Here is an 18,091-nt window from a genome sequence, read left to right on the forward strand (position 1 = left end):
CAGAAGATCATCTAGGGGAGCAATCACTGCCACCTAATAGATAATATTGAAGAGAAAATCAGCCCATCCATTCAGACATCCTGAAGCAAAATACCGCCTGAATTTACTACAGGCGGTATTTTTTATGTCAATTGGTTCTTTTGTATTCCCTATAGATCGTAACTTAAACCTCTCCCACAGTTCCCACCGGATTCTCCTCATAACTAATCCAGTAACTCCAGCTTCCGGAATACAACTTCACATTTGAGTATCCCGCTTTTTCCAGTGCAATCACGTGCGGACAGGTGATTAAGCCTGAACCGGAGTGCAGTAGTATTCCTGCGGCGGGTTCAGAAACATGAAATACATACATAATTTTCCTAAAACTTATTTCATTTGTTCAAATCTCTGAAGAAGGATCCTTAAGTTTACTAAATGTATTTAAGTTTTATATGACTTATAAATGGTAAGTATACTTACATATTATTTATATTTATAAGTTTTTCTTGATATGTAGCTCGTTAATGTTATGTTTGTTAACAAAAAAAATATTGTTGTAAATGTATTTATATGTTAGTGTTTATTTGTGTTAGAAAATATTACATAGTATAGAGGGGGAGCGTAATGTTTATTAACCGAACGATTAGGAAATTTGGAGTTTCAGTAGGGATTATAAGTATGTTTACATTTGCTCTACCTTCAGTGGGCTTTAGTATGCCACTGCAACCAACAACTATCGATAAGGTAGAAGGTGATTATTATGTAACGTCTGCGATTGAGAACATTCGCTGGGGATCACTGCCTAATCGAGACAGCTCTCCGATTCTTACTGTACCATCGGGAAGTGCTGTAACATTTGATACGGTATCGCATGAGGGACTGATAGAGGATCAAGGGAGAAATCCAGTGGAGTACTTCGGCAAATTCGGTATCTCACCCGATGGAGTATTGGATGATGCGAAGGTGATTGCGGCTTCTGAGATTAAGCATGATTATGTAAAAGACGGACCTCATATTATCACTGGGCCAGTAGCGGTTGAGGGAGCGGAGCCGGGAGATGTTCTTAAAGTAGAAGTCCTTTCGTTGCAAACTCGAGTTCCGTATGGTGTCATTTCTAACCGCCATGGTAAAGGTGCCCTTCCTAACGAATTTCCAGAAAATACAGGCCCACAAGAGGGAGCTAGCGCAACAAAACCGGAATTATATAATAATGTATCTATATTTACGCCTATTGAAGAAATCAACGGCAATTGGTATGGAGTATTACCAACAAAAGCTGGCAAAAATGTACGTTTTCCAATTAACCCGTTTCTAGGTGTTATGGGGGTTGCACCAAATACCAGTGAAGTTGTGAGTTCTATCCCACCTATTGAAACAGGAGGGAATATGGATATTAACGAGTTGGGTGTTGGTGCAACTATTTATTATCCGATTCAAGTTAAAGGCGGGCTATTCTATACTGGAGATCCACACTTTGCTCAAGGAGATGGAGAAGTAGCGTTAACTGCATTGGAAGCTTCCTTAAGGGGGACAGTTCGGTTAACGGTGTTAAAGAAAGGTGATCCATCACTACCACATAGTGGAGAATTCACGCAACCCTTTGCTGAAACAGAGGATTATTGGATTCCAATTGGACTGGACCCTGATTTGGATGAAGCAATGAAAGAATCAGTACGTGAATCGATTCAATTCTTATCTGATAAGCTTGATATGGATAGGAGTGTAGCTTATGCGTACCTATCGGCCGCAACGGATTATGAAGTATCTCAGGTCGTAGACCGAACTAAAGGGGTTCATGGACTCATTCGAAAAACCGATTTCCTTGAATATGTTGACGTTACAATGAACGTAGGTGGTACGTTAATCAAACCGGTTGTTCATAACAATGAGTTCTACGTACCGATTCGAACAATTTCCGAGCTATTGGGCGGTACAGTAGTGTGGGATAATAAGACGCGTACAACGCAAATCAAATTAGGTACGAAAAATATAAGTGCTCAAATTGGTTCAGATGTGTATTCAATTAACGATAAACTAGTGTTCAATAGTAACGTACCAAAGCTTTTAAATGGCGAAACCGTAGTTCCGGTTTCTGTTATTAATGAAATACTAGGTGCTTATGTAAACTGGACGACGATCGACAAGACGTTAACAGCTAATGTATCGTTGAGTAAAAAACAATAATAGATTTCATTATTCAACCGTGGTGGACAGATATCCATCACGGTTTTTTCCGTTATCATGAATCAAAAAAAGCTGCCACTTGATGTCTACTTCTGTGTGCTTTTAAATACTGACTGGGTTGTGTTGTTGAATTGATGTTGACTCCGAACATAGAAAAATACATCGCCGGGGCAGATAAGCCACCTAGCGATGTATTCCTCTTTGAGATAATGTGCACCCTCGTTACATTCTTAATTTTCCCCGGTAGCCACCGGATTCTCATCATAACTGATCCAGTCGCTCCAACTTCCAGAATACAACTTCACATTTGTATATCCCGCTTCTTCCAGTGCAATCACGTTCGGGCAGGCTGATACGCCAGAGCCGCAATACACGATAATCGCACCATCCTTGTCCAGCTTACTGAAACGCTCTTCTAACACCCCAGTATCTGTCCAACGTCCATCCCAATCCAACACATCTTTCCAAAAATAATTCACCGCACCCGGAATATGTCCAGCCTTGGCATCAATCGGTTCCTCCAGACCCGCATAACGGCGAGCATCACGGGAGTCAATTAGCACGGCACTGCCATTTGCCGAAGTCTGCTGAACATCCTCAACACTTGCCAGCATGGCTGGCTGCACATTCACCTCAAAAGAAGCCGGGATCTGAACTGGCACATCCGCGGTCACTGGGAATTTGGCGTTTTTCCAAGCGGAGAAACCTTCGTCCATGATATACACCTGTTCATGACCGATATAGCGAAGCAGCCACCATAGCCGAGATGCATTCATCCCGCCTTGATCGTCATAAGCAACAATACGACTATTGGAGCCGATGCCAGCTTTGGAGAGACGACTTGCGAGCACAGCCGGATCAGGAAGTGGGTGACGTCCTCCGTGCGAAGACACAGGAGCGGACAGATCTTTTTCCAAATCGAGATAGACAGCTCCTGGAATATGTCCAGCTTCATAGGCTTGTCTTCCAGTCTCCGGCTGACCGAGCAAGAATCGGCAATCTGCAATAACTACATCCGGTTCATACATTCTGGCGAGCAGCCAGCGCATGGATACAATATTTTTCATCAAAATACACCGCCTTATGAGAGTGGTAGAGTCGTTTATTACTATGCATTAAGAAAAAATACGTTATACCGTGGTAGGTTCAACAGGCCCTTTGCCAGCGATAGGAGCATCAGCAGGAATGGGTTGAGGTTTGGTTTTGCCATATCGAATGAAAATCCATACCCCGAATATAATGACAACCCCGGCAGACATCTGTAATGCACTGAGGGATTCGCCGAGCAGCATCCAGGCCAGTAATGAAGAGAATACGGGTTCCCCAAGTACGCCCATGGATACCGTCGTGGCATTCATATATTGAAGCAGCCAGTTGAAGAGATAATGTCCGAAGATTGTCGGCACAATGGCGAGCAGCAGGAAGATTCCCCACTCTGACGCAGCGTAACCCCCGAACGGGTGGCCCATGATCAGATTATATACCGCCAGCGTGCAAGCAGCTACGAAGAAAACCCAGAAGTTATACGAAAATGCACTAAGTCCCGCTCGCAAAAATTGACCCAGCAGCATATGAACGGCGACTGCGATTGTGCCAAGTAAAGACAGGACATCACCTTGCAGGGCAGTACCTGCCAACTGGAAATCTCCTGCGCCAATGACGATTGATCCAAGCAGGGCGATGCCCATGCCGATGATCATCATGCGGTTAATTTTGGCTTTGAACAGCCATACCGAACCGGCAAGAATCAGTATAGGCTCCAGCGCGAGAATAACTGTGGAACTGGCAACACTGGTGAGCCGCAGCGAACCCATCCAGAGCAGAAAATGAAGGGCCAGCATCACACCGGATGCAAGCAGCAAGCCCCACTGCCGTAAGCTCAGCCGCATCATCTCATGTCTGTATTTCCAGACAAACGGGAGCATTAGCAGGTTGGTGAGAAAAAGACGGTACATGGCAATGACCGCAACATCTGCGGTAGACCAGCGTACAAAGATCGAAGAAAAAGAAATGGCAATAATGCCGACAAAGAATAACAGATAGATGGATCTGCCGGCACGGTTCAAGCTTGTCATGGGTGTAGCTCCTTCTTGAAGTCTGATAGCGTAAATCACTTCATTATACAGGAGAAGACAACCGCAGGAAAGATAAAGAGAATGAAGAGATAAGTAGATTGTAACCGGGCTTGTAACTTTTCTGTCATTCTCCCGATCCATTTTTCTATTAATCTTCTATATAGAGACATGAAACGAGATAATATACCAATAATCGGGAAAAAATGAAAGTAAGGAAGTGGCATGACAGTGAGAGTTCAACAAGAGAGAGCGGGAGAACGTGGCAGTATTCCGCCTAGCACAAGTCGCACGAAAACACATAAACGAAGAAAAATCCGGTATGGAAGGGTAATCATAGCTCTAATGCTCCTGGTACTGTTCGTTACCGGTATTACATATATATTCTTTGGCATGACGCATTGGATCAAAAGCGTTGTGGCGCCGCCTCCGATTACTGTAATCGAACAGCCGGCCAAGCTCGGCATGATACAAGTTACTCCGGATGCGAAGGAGGAGCCGGCACGGTTCCAGGGCCAGGTTCGCAAATTGGCATACATAACGTTTGATGATGGGCCAACTGAATATACAGAACAACTGCTGGATATATTGAAGCAGCATGAGGCGAAGGCTACCTTTTTCATGATCGGACGTCAGTTGAATCAGCATCCAGAAGCAGTGAAACGGCTGTTGAAAGAAGGCAGTTATCCTGGACTCCACAGCATGACGCATAACTATAAAAAGCTGTATAAGAGCGGCAACTCGGCAAACTTTGTGAAAGAGTTCAAGAAAGAGCAGAAGATGGTGCAGGACCTGATTGGTTTTACACCTCATCTGATTCGTGCACCTTATGGCAGCAGTCCACAGATCGGTGAAAAGTTTAGAGGTGACATTGCGGCGGCCGGATTCAAAATGTGGGACTGGACGACAGATTCACTCGATTGGAATCTTCCCGGTCAGCCGGACAAGATTGTGGCCCGGGTGAGCAAAAGTGTACATCGGGATAAGGAAGTGATTCTGATGCATGAGCGGGAGCAGACGGTTCAGGCTTTACCACGCATTCTGAAGTTACTCGAAGATCGGGGTTACGAGTTCGAAGTATACGATCCGGATGCACACTGGGTAGCCAATTTTAGCGGAGATACCCGCTTGTAATATAACAACAAGATGATGCAAGAGAGGAAGGACTTTGGTGCTAACGAGTAAAAAAGTGGCGCTTGCGGCAGTTAGTGTATTGCTAATTCTGCTGGTGAGTGGTTGTGGAGATCCGCAGGAGCCTGCGGCAAATCAGATAAACCAATTGGTGCTCAGCGGTCAGGAGATCGATCAGAGTTTGAAGACGCTGACCAGTCATGAGCAGGAAGATATGAAGTTATACAAGTCTATTTTAGACAAAGGCAAGAACAAAAACAGTGATCTCGAAGCACTGCTGGATCAGGCAGCAGATCATATCCATGAACGAAGAACGTTGTTGAAACAGGCGGAAGAGGCCATGGAACAGACCAACGAGAAGACGGTGGCCCTGCGCGATTCATTGAAAGAACTATCATTTGAAAAAGAAGAAACGTTGGCACAGGCTGAAAAGGTGCTGGATCAATATGAAGCTAGAGCACGTGCGTTGGAAAATTTTGTTGCTTCGTATCAGTTGAGTCTGAGTGCCGATGAGCAGTTGTATGATCTGATGAGAGAAAGTACAGAACCTAATCTGGTTAAGATTAAGCGAGCTATTCGGGTACGGAATAGCGAATATGCGAAGCTTGCTGAATTCCGAAAGCAATTTAACCTCCAGACCAAAGCGTTTAACGGAGCCAATGCCAAACTGGTACAGATGGATCAGGCCAGCTGAGCAGAGGATCTGAGAAACCATTCAGACATTTTGCATGATTGAGCTGCCTGTCTCCCGTGTAAGTACTAGTATACAGCCAAGCCAATGGATGAGAAGCAACATGGACAAGCATCATTGCGTATAAGCTAACGGAGGTGTTCATATGCGAAAAGGAAATACAATGAAAGTCAGTGCATCACTCCTGGTTTTACTTATGGGATTCTCGCTTGTGGCTTGTGGGAACAGTAATCCTGCTGCACAGCCGACAGTGAATAATACGGAAGAACAGTCACCAGCACCGGAGCAACAACCAAATGAAAGTGCTGCAATAGAAGCAGAAGGTATTCTGACTGGATGGGCTGATCCGCATACCGTTGAGATTCGAGTGAATGAGAAGCCGATGTCATTCCAGGTGAGTGAAGATCTGCAGAAGTCTCTGGATGATATCGATGACGAAGATTCCGTTCGTTTCAAATATGTAGAGAAAACGATTGATGCAACAACGAAACAGCTGGTACTTACAGAGATTGCAAAGATTGAATCGAGTGATGATAATAACGGTTCCAATGCAGGCGGTACAGTAACGTCCGATCGTTCGAAGACATCAGAGCTGGAAGTGACGGTAGAAGGAATGACCGAGAAACGTCCAGTGACATTGGCACAAGCGAAAGGTTATTCACTTTATGTGTTTGAACCGATGGCTTTTGACGCCGAAGACCATGAATTAACAATGAAGATTGATCCGGATTATGAGGTAGAGATTGAGAAGCTGCCGGCGAATTACAATCTGGATGCGCTGAAGATGGATGCCAAGGAAGAGTTGTCCGAGACCGGAGAAGTGAAGCAGTTAACGGCTGAACAACTCAGCAACGGCCCGATGAAGGATGCAAGATTATACATGATGTCCCAGAATGATAAGAAAACAGAGTACTTTATTGTCAAAGAACTGGACGGCAATGGTTTCATTTTCCACATCCAAGCGCCTATTGGTGAACCTTCGGAAGGTTTCCTGCCCATGGCATATGCCTCCCTCAATTCCATTATGAATGAGTAGAAAATTAAATTAAAAAGATTCCCCAAACAGCGTGTTTCCTTGAGAGAGGAGATACGCTGTTTTATTAACGTTACTACAATATAGATAGAATGTACCGTGCCGTGCATAGACAAATAGCCGGAAGGAGCGATGCAGCTGCATAGGTTCCTCCCGGCTTCTTGGCCGTTCTTCTATTCAGTTTGCAGGATCGAACCCATGCCCTGATCCGTTACTCAGGTTAGTATAGTCGATTCCTTGCGCCCTCTGAGTTCTTGATAACGGGCGATTACATTCTGATGAACGGGATGTTCGTCGGGAATTCCCATGCGTTCACGGATGAAGGAGGAGACGCCATCTTCGCGAATCATGTGTTGTAGCTTCATGGCTTCCTCGTCGCGCTTGTCATTGAACAGCATTGCGGCCGCCATAGCAGAAGTTAAATGAGGAATTTCAATTCCGAATTCACTGGCCTGCATCGCTGGGCGAACAAGCCGATCATGAGGCGAAAGCTTGCGAAGGGGGGAACGTCCGACCCTGGTGACCTGATCCGTCAGGTTGGGATTGGCGAAGCGTTCCAGTATGGTATCGATATATTTGTTATGCTTCTGAGCGTTGAATCCGTGCTTCTGGATAAGCATCTGACCGGTCTCTTCCATAACATGGCGCACTTTGGCCCGCAGGGTGGAATTACTCATCACCTGGCGGATCGTCTTGAATCCTTCGAGATAGCCGAAGTATGCGGCGACACAATGGCCTGTGTTGACCGTAAACATTTTACGCTCGATATAAGGTTCAAGCGAATCCACATAGTGGACGCCATCTATTTTCTTAAATCCATCCAGAAGTGCTGGACGATGAACGACCCATTCGTAAAAAGGTTCAACAGTGACCTGCAGCGGGTCTTTGTGGTTTTGAGCCGGAACAATCCGGTCCACAGCTGCATTGGGGAAAGAAACATAACGTTCGGCTTTTTTGCGAGTTTGTTCATCCAGAAATGGATAGATGCGTTTCTTCAGCCTGGTGCTACCACCGATGGCATTTTCGCAAGCGATAATATGCAGTGGAGCCTGATTATTGTTTTTCATGCGAAGTTGAATGCCTTTGGCGATCGGTTCGGCGATATCTCCGAGTGCAGATACACCCACCGCGGTTGTGATCACATCGGCTGAAGCGATCTCTTCAGCAACGAGATTCTGCTCATTCACATTGATAGCCGTCACGTTGTTGACAATCGTAGTGTCCTGATCTCTATTGGCAAGTGTAATCGGATATTCCTGTCTCTCTTGAAGCATGGAGATTTTCTTCGGGTTACGTGCGACAAAGCAGACTTCGTAGTCGGAAGCGGACAACATATGACCGATAAAACCGCGGCCTATATTGCCCGCACCAAAATGTACAGCTTTCATGTGTGAACTCCCCCTTTAAGGATTAAATCGCGAAATTCGTGCAGACCTTAGACGGTAGTGACGAGTGGCTTCGAAATCAAATCGTTAAATGTAAGGTCAGTCAAGCAAGATAGCCGTTGGTGAGGCATATCGAATTCCAGTGTTCCTGTGATGGTATTCGATATGACTACGCAGTGCATACCAGCCGCAGCAGCTGCACGCGCGCCGTTAGGTGAATCCTCAATCGCTACGGCTTCGTCTGCAGTTACTCCAAGGGCTTCAAGTGCTTGAGTATAGAGTTCCGGGTCAGGCTTCACATTTGCAACATCATCTGCCGTACGAATGACTTCAAAATAATCTTTCAGTTTCAGTTGTTCCAGATGTTGTTCAACCCACTCCCGTTTGGAGCTGGATGCTACAGCGAGTTTCAGTCCGGCTTCACGTGCTTGTTCAAGATATTCCTGAATACCAGGACGCACCTTTTCTTTGTTCATCAATGCAGCGTGCTGCAACTGAACGGATTCCCTGAACTCTTCCCGATCGATCGGAAGATTCAAATCTGTGATGAGGTACTCATATGGATTAAATGTTTTCAGACTGGTACCGATGCATTGTGAATACATCTCCAGGGTTAAATCTACGCCGTGTTCCTTGTAAGCATCACGAAAAGCAATATACCATGCTGTCTCTGTATCAATAATCGTTCCGTCGAAATCAAACACCAGTGCCTTAATCATAAATTTGTTCCTCCTGTTTCAGAATTAGTTTGGGGATGAAATAAAAAAAATGAGAATTTTCTGCAAATTCATTCCCTGCATTCATTAACCTGCGGGATATTAGTTGACGCAATACACCGAAAATGAATATTAATTTGGGAAAAAATATGCGTTTTAAGCTAATGAAACCGTAACATAGGACAAACCGAAGGGTCAAGCGCGTCATGATTGTTTACATTGAAAATTTTCACATATATGATTTGTTTTCAGAAAATGATGAACGTTGCAAACCGTTAACCCTTTTGCATGTAAGCGGTGTACTGAATAAACTGTTTTTACAGCTCAAAAAAATAAAACTTTTTTTATGAAAATTTGCTATTCTGGCCGTTCAACAGCTTTCGACACTTTTATAATAGAAGAAATGGAGCTGAATTTATTGGATTTTATTATCTTTACGCCAGATCAGGCCCTGTGGGAGAATGGAAGAAAGATTGTGAAAGTATATGGAGTAAGGGAGGAAGACAAGCATGTTGCAAAAGGACCGTTTCAATGGCTGCTTCATCGGGCTTGCAGCGGGTGATGCTTTGGGAACTACAGTGGAATTCAGCAGCCCGGGCACATTTGAACCCGTAACGGATATCGTGGGCGGCGGTGTATTCGGGCTGGAGGCAGGGCAATGGACAGATGATACATCCATGGCTCTGTGTATGGCAGAAAGTCTGGTACGCAAGGCAGACTTTGATCCTGCGGATCAGATGCGCAGATACACCAATTGGTACAAGGTCGGGTATATGAGCAGCACAGGCGATTGCTTTGATATCGGCGGGGCCACAAGAAGTGCCTTGGAGAGGTTTGAGATAACTGGAGAAGCCTACAGCGGATCAATTGACCCGATGACAGCGGGCAATGGCTCTATCATGAGGCTTGCACCTGTCGCGATGGCTTATGCTAATCAACCAAACGAGGCGGTTCGTTATGCCGGGCTGAGCTCCCGGACAACACATGCTGCAACGGAAAGTGTGGAAGCATGTGAAGTGCTGGCCGCCATAATTGTTGCCGGTCTGCGTGGAGCCGACAAGAGCGTCATGCTGATGCCGGAGACATGCAGACAGTGGAGGGAAGAACCTGCTTTTTCGCCCGCTATTGAAGAGGTTGTTATGGGTTCCTATCAGAGCAAAGAACCGCCGGAAATTAAGGGCAGTGGTTATGTGGTTCGTTCACTTGAGGCAGCACTATGGGCGTTCTATAAGTCCTCAAGTTTTGAGGAAGGCGCGTTGTTAGCTGTTAATCTGGGTGATGATGCGGATACCACGGGTGCGGTGTACGGACAAATCGCAGGTGCTTATTACGGGCTAAGCGGCATTCCGGCACATTGGCGGAACAAGCTGGCTATGCGTGAAACGTTCGAACAACTAACAGATGCCTTGTGGTTGAAGGCGACAGAAAATCGTTGATTAAGAGACAGGAGAAGAGAACATCTATGAGCACGACTGGACACACAGTACAACCACAGTTTTCACCGTCAGGTAAACGAGGGGCGTTTCCAATATCCCTGTTATGCCTGACGATAGGGGCTTTTGCGATTGGTATGACTGAATTTATTATTATGGGCCTGCTGCCCAATGTGGCAACAGACCTGAATGTAAGTATTCCGCAGGCAGGACAACTCATTACGGGATATGCGCTTGGTGTAGCGGTAGGTGCGCCGATTTTGACCGTATTTACACACAAGATTCCACAGAAAAAATTGCTGGTACTGCTGATGTGCATTTTCATTATCGGAAACGCATTGTCCGTTATTGTTCCCACCTATGGGTTGTTAATCTCAGCACGGATCTTAACGGCATTTGCCCATGGTACGTTCCTCGGTGTAGGTTCAATCATGGCGACGCGGCTTGTTGCGCCCGAGAGAAGGGCAGGAGCGGTATCGGTTGTTCTCGCGGGGCTAACGATTGCCAACATTATTGGCGTTCCGTTTGGTACATTTATCGGGCAACAGCTTGGATGGCGGTCATCCTTCGGGGCGATTACGATCTTGGGCATCATATCGTTGATTGGTATCATTCGTTTCATTCCCGTCCTCCCGCAAGGAGCACCAGCGAACCTCGGACAGCAATTTCGGAATCTGGTTCGTCCACAAGTGTTGCTGGTTCTGCTTATTGGGGCGTTGGGGTGCGGAAGTTTGTTTACAGTCTTCACCTATATTACGCCGATGCTTGTGGATATTAGTGGCTTTGCGGAGCAAAGTGTGACCTGGATTCTGGTGTTGTTTGGCTTCGGTGTAACCTTGGGCAATTTGGTTGGCGGCCGTCTGGCAGACTGGAAGTTGATGCCTTCCCTGATCGTCAACTTTGGTATCCTTGCTGTTCTTCTGGCAGTGCTCACGCTGACACTGGAGAATCCGTATCTGGCAGTGCTCACGATATTTTTCTGGGGGGTTGCCGCTTTTGGTATTATGCCGGGACTTCAGATTCGGATTATGAATATGACTCGTGAAGCACCGCTACTTGCGACAACCTCAAGTCATTCGGCATTTAACCTGGGAAATGCCGCTGGTGCCTATATGGGTGGGTATGCAATTACGCATACAGGACTTATCTCAGTGCCTTTGTATGCTGCAGTAATTGCTGCACTGGGTTTGCTGGGTTTGTTCATCAGTCTGTTGATGAAAGACAGACTGGCATCACCCGAGGGTGTAGAGGTAGTTAATCCAGTATCCGTACACTAAACAGATGTCAAGAAAGCCTCAGCCATCCTGTGTAACCAAGGGCTGAGGCTTTTTGGGTATGCTGTTTTAATAGATTTCAAGCTCATTGATTCGCACATAGGTTGGCTGATGGGAAGGACCTTTACTCGCTACGACACGGATCTTGGAGGTACTGACTGCTGAAAATGTGTGTGAACGCGTTAACTCTTGATTGCCTGTAATCTGTACAAGATTCACCCAATTTGAGCCATTCCAGTATTGCAGATCATAATTGGCAAGCGGGTATCCCTGGGTGGTGTACAGATCAATTCGCTGGATTGAACTCGATGCCGGCAAATCAATGACGACATATTGGGGAAGTGAGGAATTACGGTTATTGGCCCAGCTATAACTTTCCCCCAAGGCCGTGTTACGATCTCCGTCATTGATTCGGGCTGCTGAATACCCGGGATAGGTGGAAGTTACCGTTATGGCAGCATTTCGTGCCAGGTTCTGTCCGGTTCCCGGATTGGTAGGGGTTTTCACCAGATTCACCAAATTCCAGCGCAGCTCGAAGAGTTTGAAGGACTTATTAAATACAGCTCCTTCTCCTTTGACGAGAGCATCAATCTTTAGAGACATGGTACTGGGCACATTATTGCTGCTTGTCCATTTTCCTGTGCCTTCAATGCCGGCAAAAACACTTACCTCAAGTATTTTTTTGCCGGCAATTTTCAGACCGACTTCCGCTTTGGCTCCTGCCCAAGCAGTGATCTGTCCTTCAATTTTATGGGTTACCGTAAGATATCTGTTCACACTGCTGTAAGGCTGGATCTTCACGGGAATAAAGACACGTGTTTTCCCTTTGACTCCCGCGGTAACCGTGTATCCCTGATCGACCTGAAATTCAAAGGTGACGTTGCCGTCAATACCGATGACCAGAAAAACGCCGACAGATACGGCTCCGAGATTGCCAGCACCAATGTTGAAGCCCATGATTGGAACTTTGACTTCTTTTTTGAACTTGGCATCACCTTTGATATAGATGTTGGCTTTTTCACCAGCGGTAAATTTCAGATCATATTTTCCCCAAAATCCGTATTTCCCCGTAACTTTGGGTGCAATCAAGGTGAGCTTGCCACCTGCTTCAACGAACACTTTGTTACCGTTTGCATTTTGTTGATTTACAAGTACCTTCTTGAAATCACAGACAAACTCATTGCCGGATTTTTTGCAATTGGCAAAATCACCTGCTCCAGCAGCACGAATCACATCATTCAGATCCGTTGAATTAATATCAGTTAATTCCGTGGAGTTTATTTCATTCAGATCCATATCATTTGTATCATTCATGTCCATGGAGTTCACATCATTCAGATCCATGGGTGCGATATCCGTGGAAGCGATATCCATTGTTTCTGCATCCGCAACAGTGTCCATATTTGCATCTAAATCATTTTGAATCGTGTTGTCGATGTTGAACTGTCGCATTTCAGCATCGTCAGTTATATCGGTCTCTAACAAGGAAGGGGTTTCCTGAACAAGCCATTCCTTGCTATCCAATACCATCTCAGGATCAGGCATGACGATATTACGCTCTTCGAACGAGACCTCCTGCTCGGGAATATCATAGTAATCGAACAATTCCTCCACACCCGGAGTGGTGTAATCTACCTGCATACCACCAGAGCTTCTATTGACACTTGTAACTTTGATAGCCCGGGCAGAGGACTGATCGAGAAAGATCTGACCAGGAGCTAGGCTATTACCGATTTGGTCAGCCTCTTGGGTGCTAAGTTCTATAGAACCTTTCTCTTCCACCGTTTCAAAGACGGCATTTACCACGGGAAGTCTCTTCACCATGGAAGCAGGCATGGGTTGGGTCGGTTTTAACTGATAATCGACTTGCTCGAATTGACCTGAAGAAGAAATGGGGTTGCTAATAGCCAGTCCATCTTCGGAGACGTTAAATGAGATTCGAAAATATGCTTCTGAAACTGGAGCATCCACATTGGTCTTGCCTGCCCAGATCCAGCGTGCACTGGTCTCCTCTGGCATGCCACTAATCTGTTTCCAAGGATCACTGCCATACCGTCCGAAATCAGTAGCACGTGACCATGACGAATCATCGAATTTGGGTTGCTCCCAACCTTCGATATATCGTTCAGATACTTTCCAGTTGAAATCCGTAACCAGATTCTCATCTCCGTAGCTAAGGTCTGCCAGCAGTCCCGCATAGAGGCCTATATCCTTCGCTTGAACCGCAATCACATTGATGCCAGATTGAATCGGCACAGGGAACGTATAGGCTTTGGCCCAGTCGGTGCCTTTTCCCGTCTGTCTGCCGTTTATAAAAAGTGTGAATTCATCATCTGCGGTTATGGATATTTTTCCTTCATTGTTAGATGCAGCATAGACATTGGATGGCCATAACCCCACAAGTAAAGGCAGCAATAATGTAATAACCAGGAATGAAGCCCATGCTTTTTTGATCGAAAAGCGTACATTGAACATCATCATTTTCCTCCCAGAAAATAAAGTAGTTGCAAAAGATATTGGTGGCCGAAACGTTGAAACTTTTGCGTAAGCATATCTCAGAAGAAAAATATTATGAATCTATTGAAATTGTTCATAGACACCCCCCCTATGGAAGTTATAATAAGGTAAAATATTCAATTTAACAACAGTATTTTACAATTTTCAATTATGATTCGAGAATAAAAAAAAGTAGAAAAACTCTGATGCTCTAAGATCATTGAATTGAATCGATAGAAATGAAAATATTGTTGCAAAAAATGGATAAATAAGTTTAAATATACTATATAAGTAATTCTATGTCGGGAAAACAGAGTAAAATCTACATGTTTCAGTGTTTTTCTGAAGGGAAGGGAGGTGATCTAACTCGTTTGTTGTAAGGGCTTTCAATATTGGGTTGAGAGGAAGCTTGCTTCACCGCGTTAGAAAAAGTTGAACTTCAGCATCAAGCGTAATCCAGTGAAACTTCGAGAAACGCATACTTAAGTTTGACAAAATTGAGAGGAGAAATTGAGATGAAAAAACGTATTACAATCCTTTTAAGTCTTTCGATGATCGTTGCCATGATTGCCCCAACAATGGCTTTTGCTACGGATTCCAGCGAGGTTGGTGCTCAGAACACAGCGTATGAATCTATGAATGTATCCAGCAATGACGCAAACAATGCTCTGGCTAATACTCCGGTGGTGCCGGCACCACCGGGTTTTGATGGCTATCGAAACAATATTCCGCACGGAAATACCAATCTGATATCCTATTACTCCACAACGGTGGGCAATACACGGAAAGCGACCGTGTATACACCGCCAGGATATTCTCCGAATAAAAAGTATAACGTCTTGTATCTCCTGCACGGCATCGGCGGGGATGAGCATGAGTGGGTCAATGCAATGAAACCCAAGAACATTTTGGACAACCTGTATTCGGAAGGCAAGCTGTCCCAGATGATCGTTGTCATGCCGAATGGCCGTGCCATGAAGGACGACCGTCCAGTCGGTGACATTTTTGCTCCGGACAAAGTGGCTGCGTTTGAACGGTTTGAGCAAGACCTGCTCAAGGATCTGATTCCTCATATCGAGGCCAATTATCCGGTATACAAAGACAAGAATAGCCGTGCGTTGGCCGGTCTGTCCATGGGTGGTGGGCAATCGCTTAACTTCGGATTGAAAAATCTGAATACCTTCGCTTGGGTAGGGGCCTTCTCGGCTGCACCGAATACGCAATCTGTATCACAGCTGGTTTCCAACCCGGGACAAGTAGCCAGCCAACTCAAATTGTTGTGGATCTCCTGTGGATCAAGTGACGGTCTGTTATGGGTCAGCCAGAATTTCAAAAATGGCTTGAGCAGCATGAACATTCCGCATACCTTTTATCTGGATGTAGGTGGACACGAACCATCTGTCTGGAACAGCGGCCTGTATCAGTTCTCACAACGAATCTTCAAGTGATTTAATTTGAATTAGCTTCTTGAAGCAATCGACAGGAGAAACAGGAATTCATATCGATATGTAGCCTCAGTTCTGTTCTGCACAGGGCTGGGGCTTTATGTTGGTTAGTGTGCGAATATGACATGATGAATGAGAGAGAATATGTTAGCATGAAGGAAGCAGATCCACATGGAGCGGGTAGTTAATTACATAGGTAGATACATGAAGGAGAGAAATAGGATGTTCTATTACAAAGGTGCATTCCGGGAAACGGACAATGTGATCTATTTTAAAAGCGATGTTTCATTAGCCCAGAATGATGTTGTCCTATTTGGTGAAAAGAAGTATTTTATCGAAAGTGTGGAAAAAGAATTTCTCCTGCTTCAGCGGGTGGGCTCCATTGTTTCTGTGAGTCTGTGAAATCTTCGCAAGATCATCCCCTTTTTCAAGTGTACGTGCACTTCTGGGCCTCTGCCTACATACAATAGATCGACCCTGTTCCCACATGTGCTCAGGCCAGATCGTTGTAAAACTGCAGGAGGTGTCATCTGTGCCCGGATTGTTTACCGCAATTGCTCTATTCATTAAAGAGTTAACGTTACTCGTCTCGTATGTCAAAAATAATGCGTTCCCCCAGCCACTGGCTGAGGGTGATGAAGCCAAACATTTGCGCCTTATGGCTGAAGGCAATGCTCACTCTCGCAATCTGCTCATTGAACACAATCTGCGCCTCGTCGCGCATATCGTCAAGAAGTTCGATAATACGGGTGAAGATCAGGAAGACCTGATTTCCATCGGAACCATTGGTTTGATCAAAGCCATCGAAAGTTTTCAACAAGGCAAAGGTACGAAGCTTGCCACATTTGCGGCGAGATGTATTGAAAACGAGATACTTATGCATCTGCGTTCTCTGAAGAAAACACGCAAAGATGTATCCCTGCACGACCCTATCGGTACGGATAAAGAAGGCAATGAAATTACATTAATCGATATCCTTGGCACAGAAGCTGATGATGTTGTAGATCGGGTACAGCTCAAGATTGAAAAAAGCAAAATTTATCGCAATCTAGACATCCTGGATGATCGGGAGAAGGAAGTTGTAATCGGTCGATTTGGCCTGGAGGCAGGCGGGGAGGAACGAACTCAACGCGAAATTGCGAAGGAACTGGGCATCTCACGTTCTTATGTATCAAGGATTGAGAAGCGAGCGTTAATGAAGCTGTACCACGAGTTTTATAAGCAAAAGTAGTTGCTGGAGTCTGTCAATAGACAGACTTTTTTTTATTATGGCTTTAGCCAGTTGAGTGCGTGAAACGCGCGAAACAAAAAACCACCCGCTATGCGGGTGGAGGGATCGAGGGTTTGACCACCAAGACCATTCCGATAAAATTGAGATGTTCAGGCTCAAAAGAAAGGAATGGTCTTCGATGGCAAACAAGAGCTATAGCCTAGCTCACACAAAGTGGATGTGCAAATACCACATTGTATTTACCCCGAAGTATAGACGGAAAGAAATCTATAATCAAGTGAGAAAAGATTTAATCGAAATTTTCAAACGTCTGTGTAAGTACAAGGGAGTAGAAATTATAGAAGGTCACATGATGCCCGATCATGTTCACATGTTGGTAGCGATTCCACCGAAAATGGCAGTCTCCACGTTCATGGGATATCTAAAGGGAAAAAGTTCACTAATGATATTCGAGAAGCATGCCCAGCTCAAGTATAAATACGGCAATCGAAAGTTTTGGGCAGAAGGGTACTATGTGAGTACAGTGGGTCTAAATGAAGCAACGGTAAGAAAGTATATTCGTGAACAAGAAGCACATGATCAAGCGTTAGATAAGCTGAGTGTAAAAGAATACGAAGATCCATTCAGCAGTAATCGGAGCAAAAAGAAGTAAAACCAGTTTAACTGGTGAGTGAAAGTGACAAATAACACTGAGCCTGAACAGCCCTGCTGTCAGGCTAGCGTCTTTAGGCGCAGTTTGGCAACAGGGGGTTATACCCCAAGAGCAAACCACCCGTTGGACGGGTAGTCCTGATTCTAAAATACAACAAAAAATAGGGGCTCAAAACCGTAATTAGTGGTTGACTATAATCTGATCTCTAATCGCCTAAAAAAAGAATTGTTGAATGGAGTCCCAAATACATTGAAGATTGAAATGGAGCTGTCAACCACTAATTTTAGATTGAGCCAAAATGGGTCTAAAGAATTATCTCGGCATGATTGGATGTTATACATTTCACACTTGATTATGCTATAATTTGGG

Annotated in this window: 15 protein-coding genes and 1 pseudogene; 10 read left to right on the plus strand and 6 right to left on the minus strand. The window is 45.1% G+C overall.

Annotation, left to right across the window (positions count from 1 at the left end; genetic code table 11):
• Positions 1-163 precede the first annotated feature (163 nt).
• A pseudogene (locus tag MKY28_RS04135) lies at positions 164-316 on the minus strand (sulfurtransferase); the annotation flags it as partial.
• Positions 317-603: 287 nt separating this feature from the next.
• On the opposite strand from MKY28_RS04135, the gene MKY28_RS04140 reads away from it, so the two are divergent.
• Positions 604-2,163, plus strand: a complete 1,560-nt coding sequence (locus MKY28_RS04140; protein WP_340935078.1) for an acetamidase/formamidase family protein — start codon at positions 604-606, stop codon at positions 2,161-2,163.
• 230 nt (positions 2,164-2,393) lie between these two features.
• Here the strand turns inward: MKY28_RS04140 and MKY28_RS04145 are convergent, their stop codons facing one another.
• Together MKY28_RS04145 and MKY28_RS04150 are read right to left on the minus strand one after the other, a co-directional pair.
• Positions 2,394-3,230 carry a sulfurtransferase gene (locus tag MKY28_RS04145; RefSeq protein WP_340935080.1) on the minus strand — a complete coding sequence of 279 codons (837 nt, stop codon included), beginning with the start codon at positions 3,228-3,230 and terminating at the stop codon, positions 2,394-2,396.
• A 63-nt stretch (positions 3,231-3,293) separates the two neighbouring features.
• Positions 3,294-4,238 carry a DMT family transporter gene (locus MKY28_RS04150; protein ID WP_076318813.1) on the minus strand — a complete coding sequence of 315 codons (945 nt, stop codon included), beginning with the start codon at positions 4,236-4,238 and terminating at the stop codon, positions 3,294-3,296.
• A gap of 228 nt (positions 4,239-4,466) precedes the next feature.
• Here MKY28_RS04150 and MKY28_RS04155 point away from each other — a divergent pair, with 228 nt between their 5' ends.
• From MKY28_RS04155 to MKY28_RS04165, 3 genes are all read left to right on the plus strand, one after another.
• Entirely contained in the window at positions 4,467-5,369 is a 903-nt protein-coding gene (locus tag MKY28_RS04155) for a polysaccharide deacetylase family protein (RefSeq protein WP_340935082.1), read from the plus strand.
• A 37-nt stretch (positions 5,370-5,406) separates the two neighbouring features.
• Positions 5,407-6,060, plus strand: coding sequence for a YkyA family protein (locus MKY28_RS04160; RefSeq protein WP_340935087.1), 654 nt, complete (start codon positions 5,407-5,409; stop codon positions 6,058-6,060).
• A 142-nt stretch (positions 6,061-6,202) separates the two neighbouring features.
• Positions 6,203-7,093, plus strand: a complete 891-nt coding sequence (locus MKY28_RS04165; RefSeq protein ID WP_340935088.1) for a hypothetical protein — start codon at positions 6,203-6,205, stop codon at positions 7,091-7,093.
• 212 nt (positions 7,094-7,305) lie between these two features.
• On the opposite strand, the gene MKY28_RS04170 is transcribed toward MKY28_RS04165, so the two are convergent.
• On the minus strand, positions 7,306-8,478 hold the full coding sequence (locus MKY28_RS04170; protein ID WP_340935090.1) for a mannitol-1-phosphate 5-dehydrogenase: 1,173 nt from the start codon (positions 8,476-8,478) through the stop codon (positions 7,306-7,308).
• Positions 8,479-8,525: 47 nt separating this feature from the next.
• Positions 8,526-9,194 (minus strand): HAD family hydrolase, encoded by a 669-nt coding sequence (locus MKY28_RS04175; protein WP_036615249.1) that lies wholly within the window; start codon positions 9,192-9,194, stop codon positions 8,526-8,528.
• Between the two features lie 506 nt (positions 9,195-9,700).
• Between MKY28_RS04175 and MKY28_RS04180 the strand changes: the two genes are divergently transcribed.
• Complete coding sequence (locus MKY28_RS04180; protein WP_340935092.1) at positions 9,701-10,627, plus strand: ADP-ribosylglycohydrolase family protein; 927 nt, start codon at positions 9,701-9,703, stop codon at positions 10,625-10,627.
• 26 nt (positions 10,628-10,653) lie between these two features.
• Positions 10,654-11,901 carry an MFS transporter gene (locus MKY28_RS04185; RefSeq protein ID WP_340935094.1) on the plus strand — a complete coding sequence of 416 codons (1,248 nt, stop codon included), beginning with the start codon at positions 10,654-10,656 and terminating at the stop codon, positions 11,899-11,901.
• Positions 11,902-11,967: 66 nt separating this feature from the next.
• Here MKY28_RS04185 and MKY28_RS04190 read toward each other — a convergent pair whose 3' ends face one another.
• Positions 11,968-14,373 carry a galactose-binding domain-containing protein gene (locus tag MKY28_RS04190; RefSeq protein WP_340935096.1) on the minus strand — a complete coding sequence of 802 codons (2,406 nt, stop codon included), beginning with the start codon at positions 14,371-14,373 and terminating at the stop codon, positions 11,968-11,970.
• A gap of 656 nt (positions 14,374-15,029) precedes the next feature.
• Here MKY28_RS04190 and MKY28_RS04195 point away from each other — a divergent pair.
• The 4 genes from MKY28_RS04195 to tnpA all read left to right on the plus strand — a co-directional run bounded on the left by MKY28_RS04195 (position 15,030) and on the right by tnpA (position 17,722).
• Entirely contained in the window at positions 15,030-15,842 is an 813-nt protein-coding gene (locus tag MKY28_RS04195) for an alpha/beta hydrolase (protein ID WP_405159413.1), read from the plus strand.
• A 219-nt stretch (positions 15,843-16,061) separates the two neighbouring features.
• The gene (locus MKY28_RS04200) at positions 16,062-16,241 is read left to right on the plus strand and encodes a hypothetical protein (protein ID WP_036615241.1); all 180 of its coding nucleotides are present in this window, start codon (positions 16,062-16,064) and stop codon (positions 16,239-16,241) included.
• A gap of 130 nt (positions 16,242-16,371) precedes the next feature.
• Positions 16,372-17,070 carry an RNA polymerase sporulation sigma factor SigK gene (gene sigK, locus MKY28_RS04205; protein ID WP_017687130.1) on the plus strand — a complete coding sequence of 233 codons (699 nt, stop codon included), beginning with the start codon at positions 16,372-16,374 and terminating at the stop codon, positions 17,068-17,070.
• A gap of 178 nt (positions 17,071-17,248) precedes the next feature.
• Positions 17,249-17,722 (plus strand): IS200/IS605 family transposase, encoded by a 474-nt coding sequence (tnpA, locus tag MKY28_RS04210; RefSeq protein ID WP_100529447.1) that lies wholly within the window; start codon positions 17,249-17,251, stop codon positions 17,720-17,722.
• Positions 17,723-18,091: the final 369 nt, after the last annotated feature.

This window comes from Paenibacillus sp. FSL R5-0473 (genome assembly GCF_038004565.1).
GTDB lineage: Bacteria > Bacillota > Bacilli > Paenibacillales > Paenibacillaceae > Paenibacillus > Paenibacillus amylolyticus.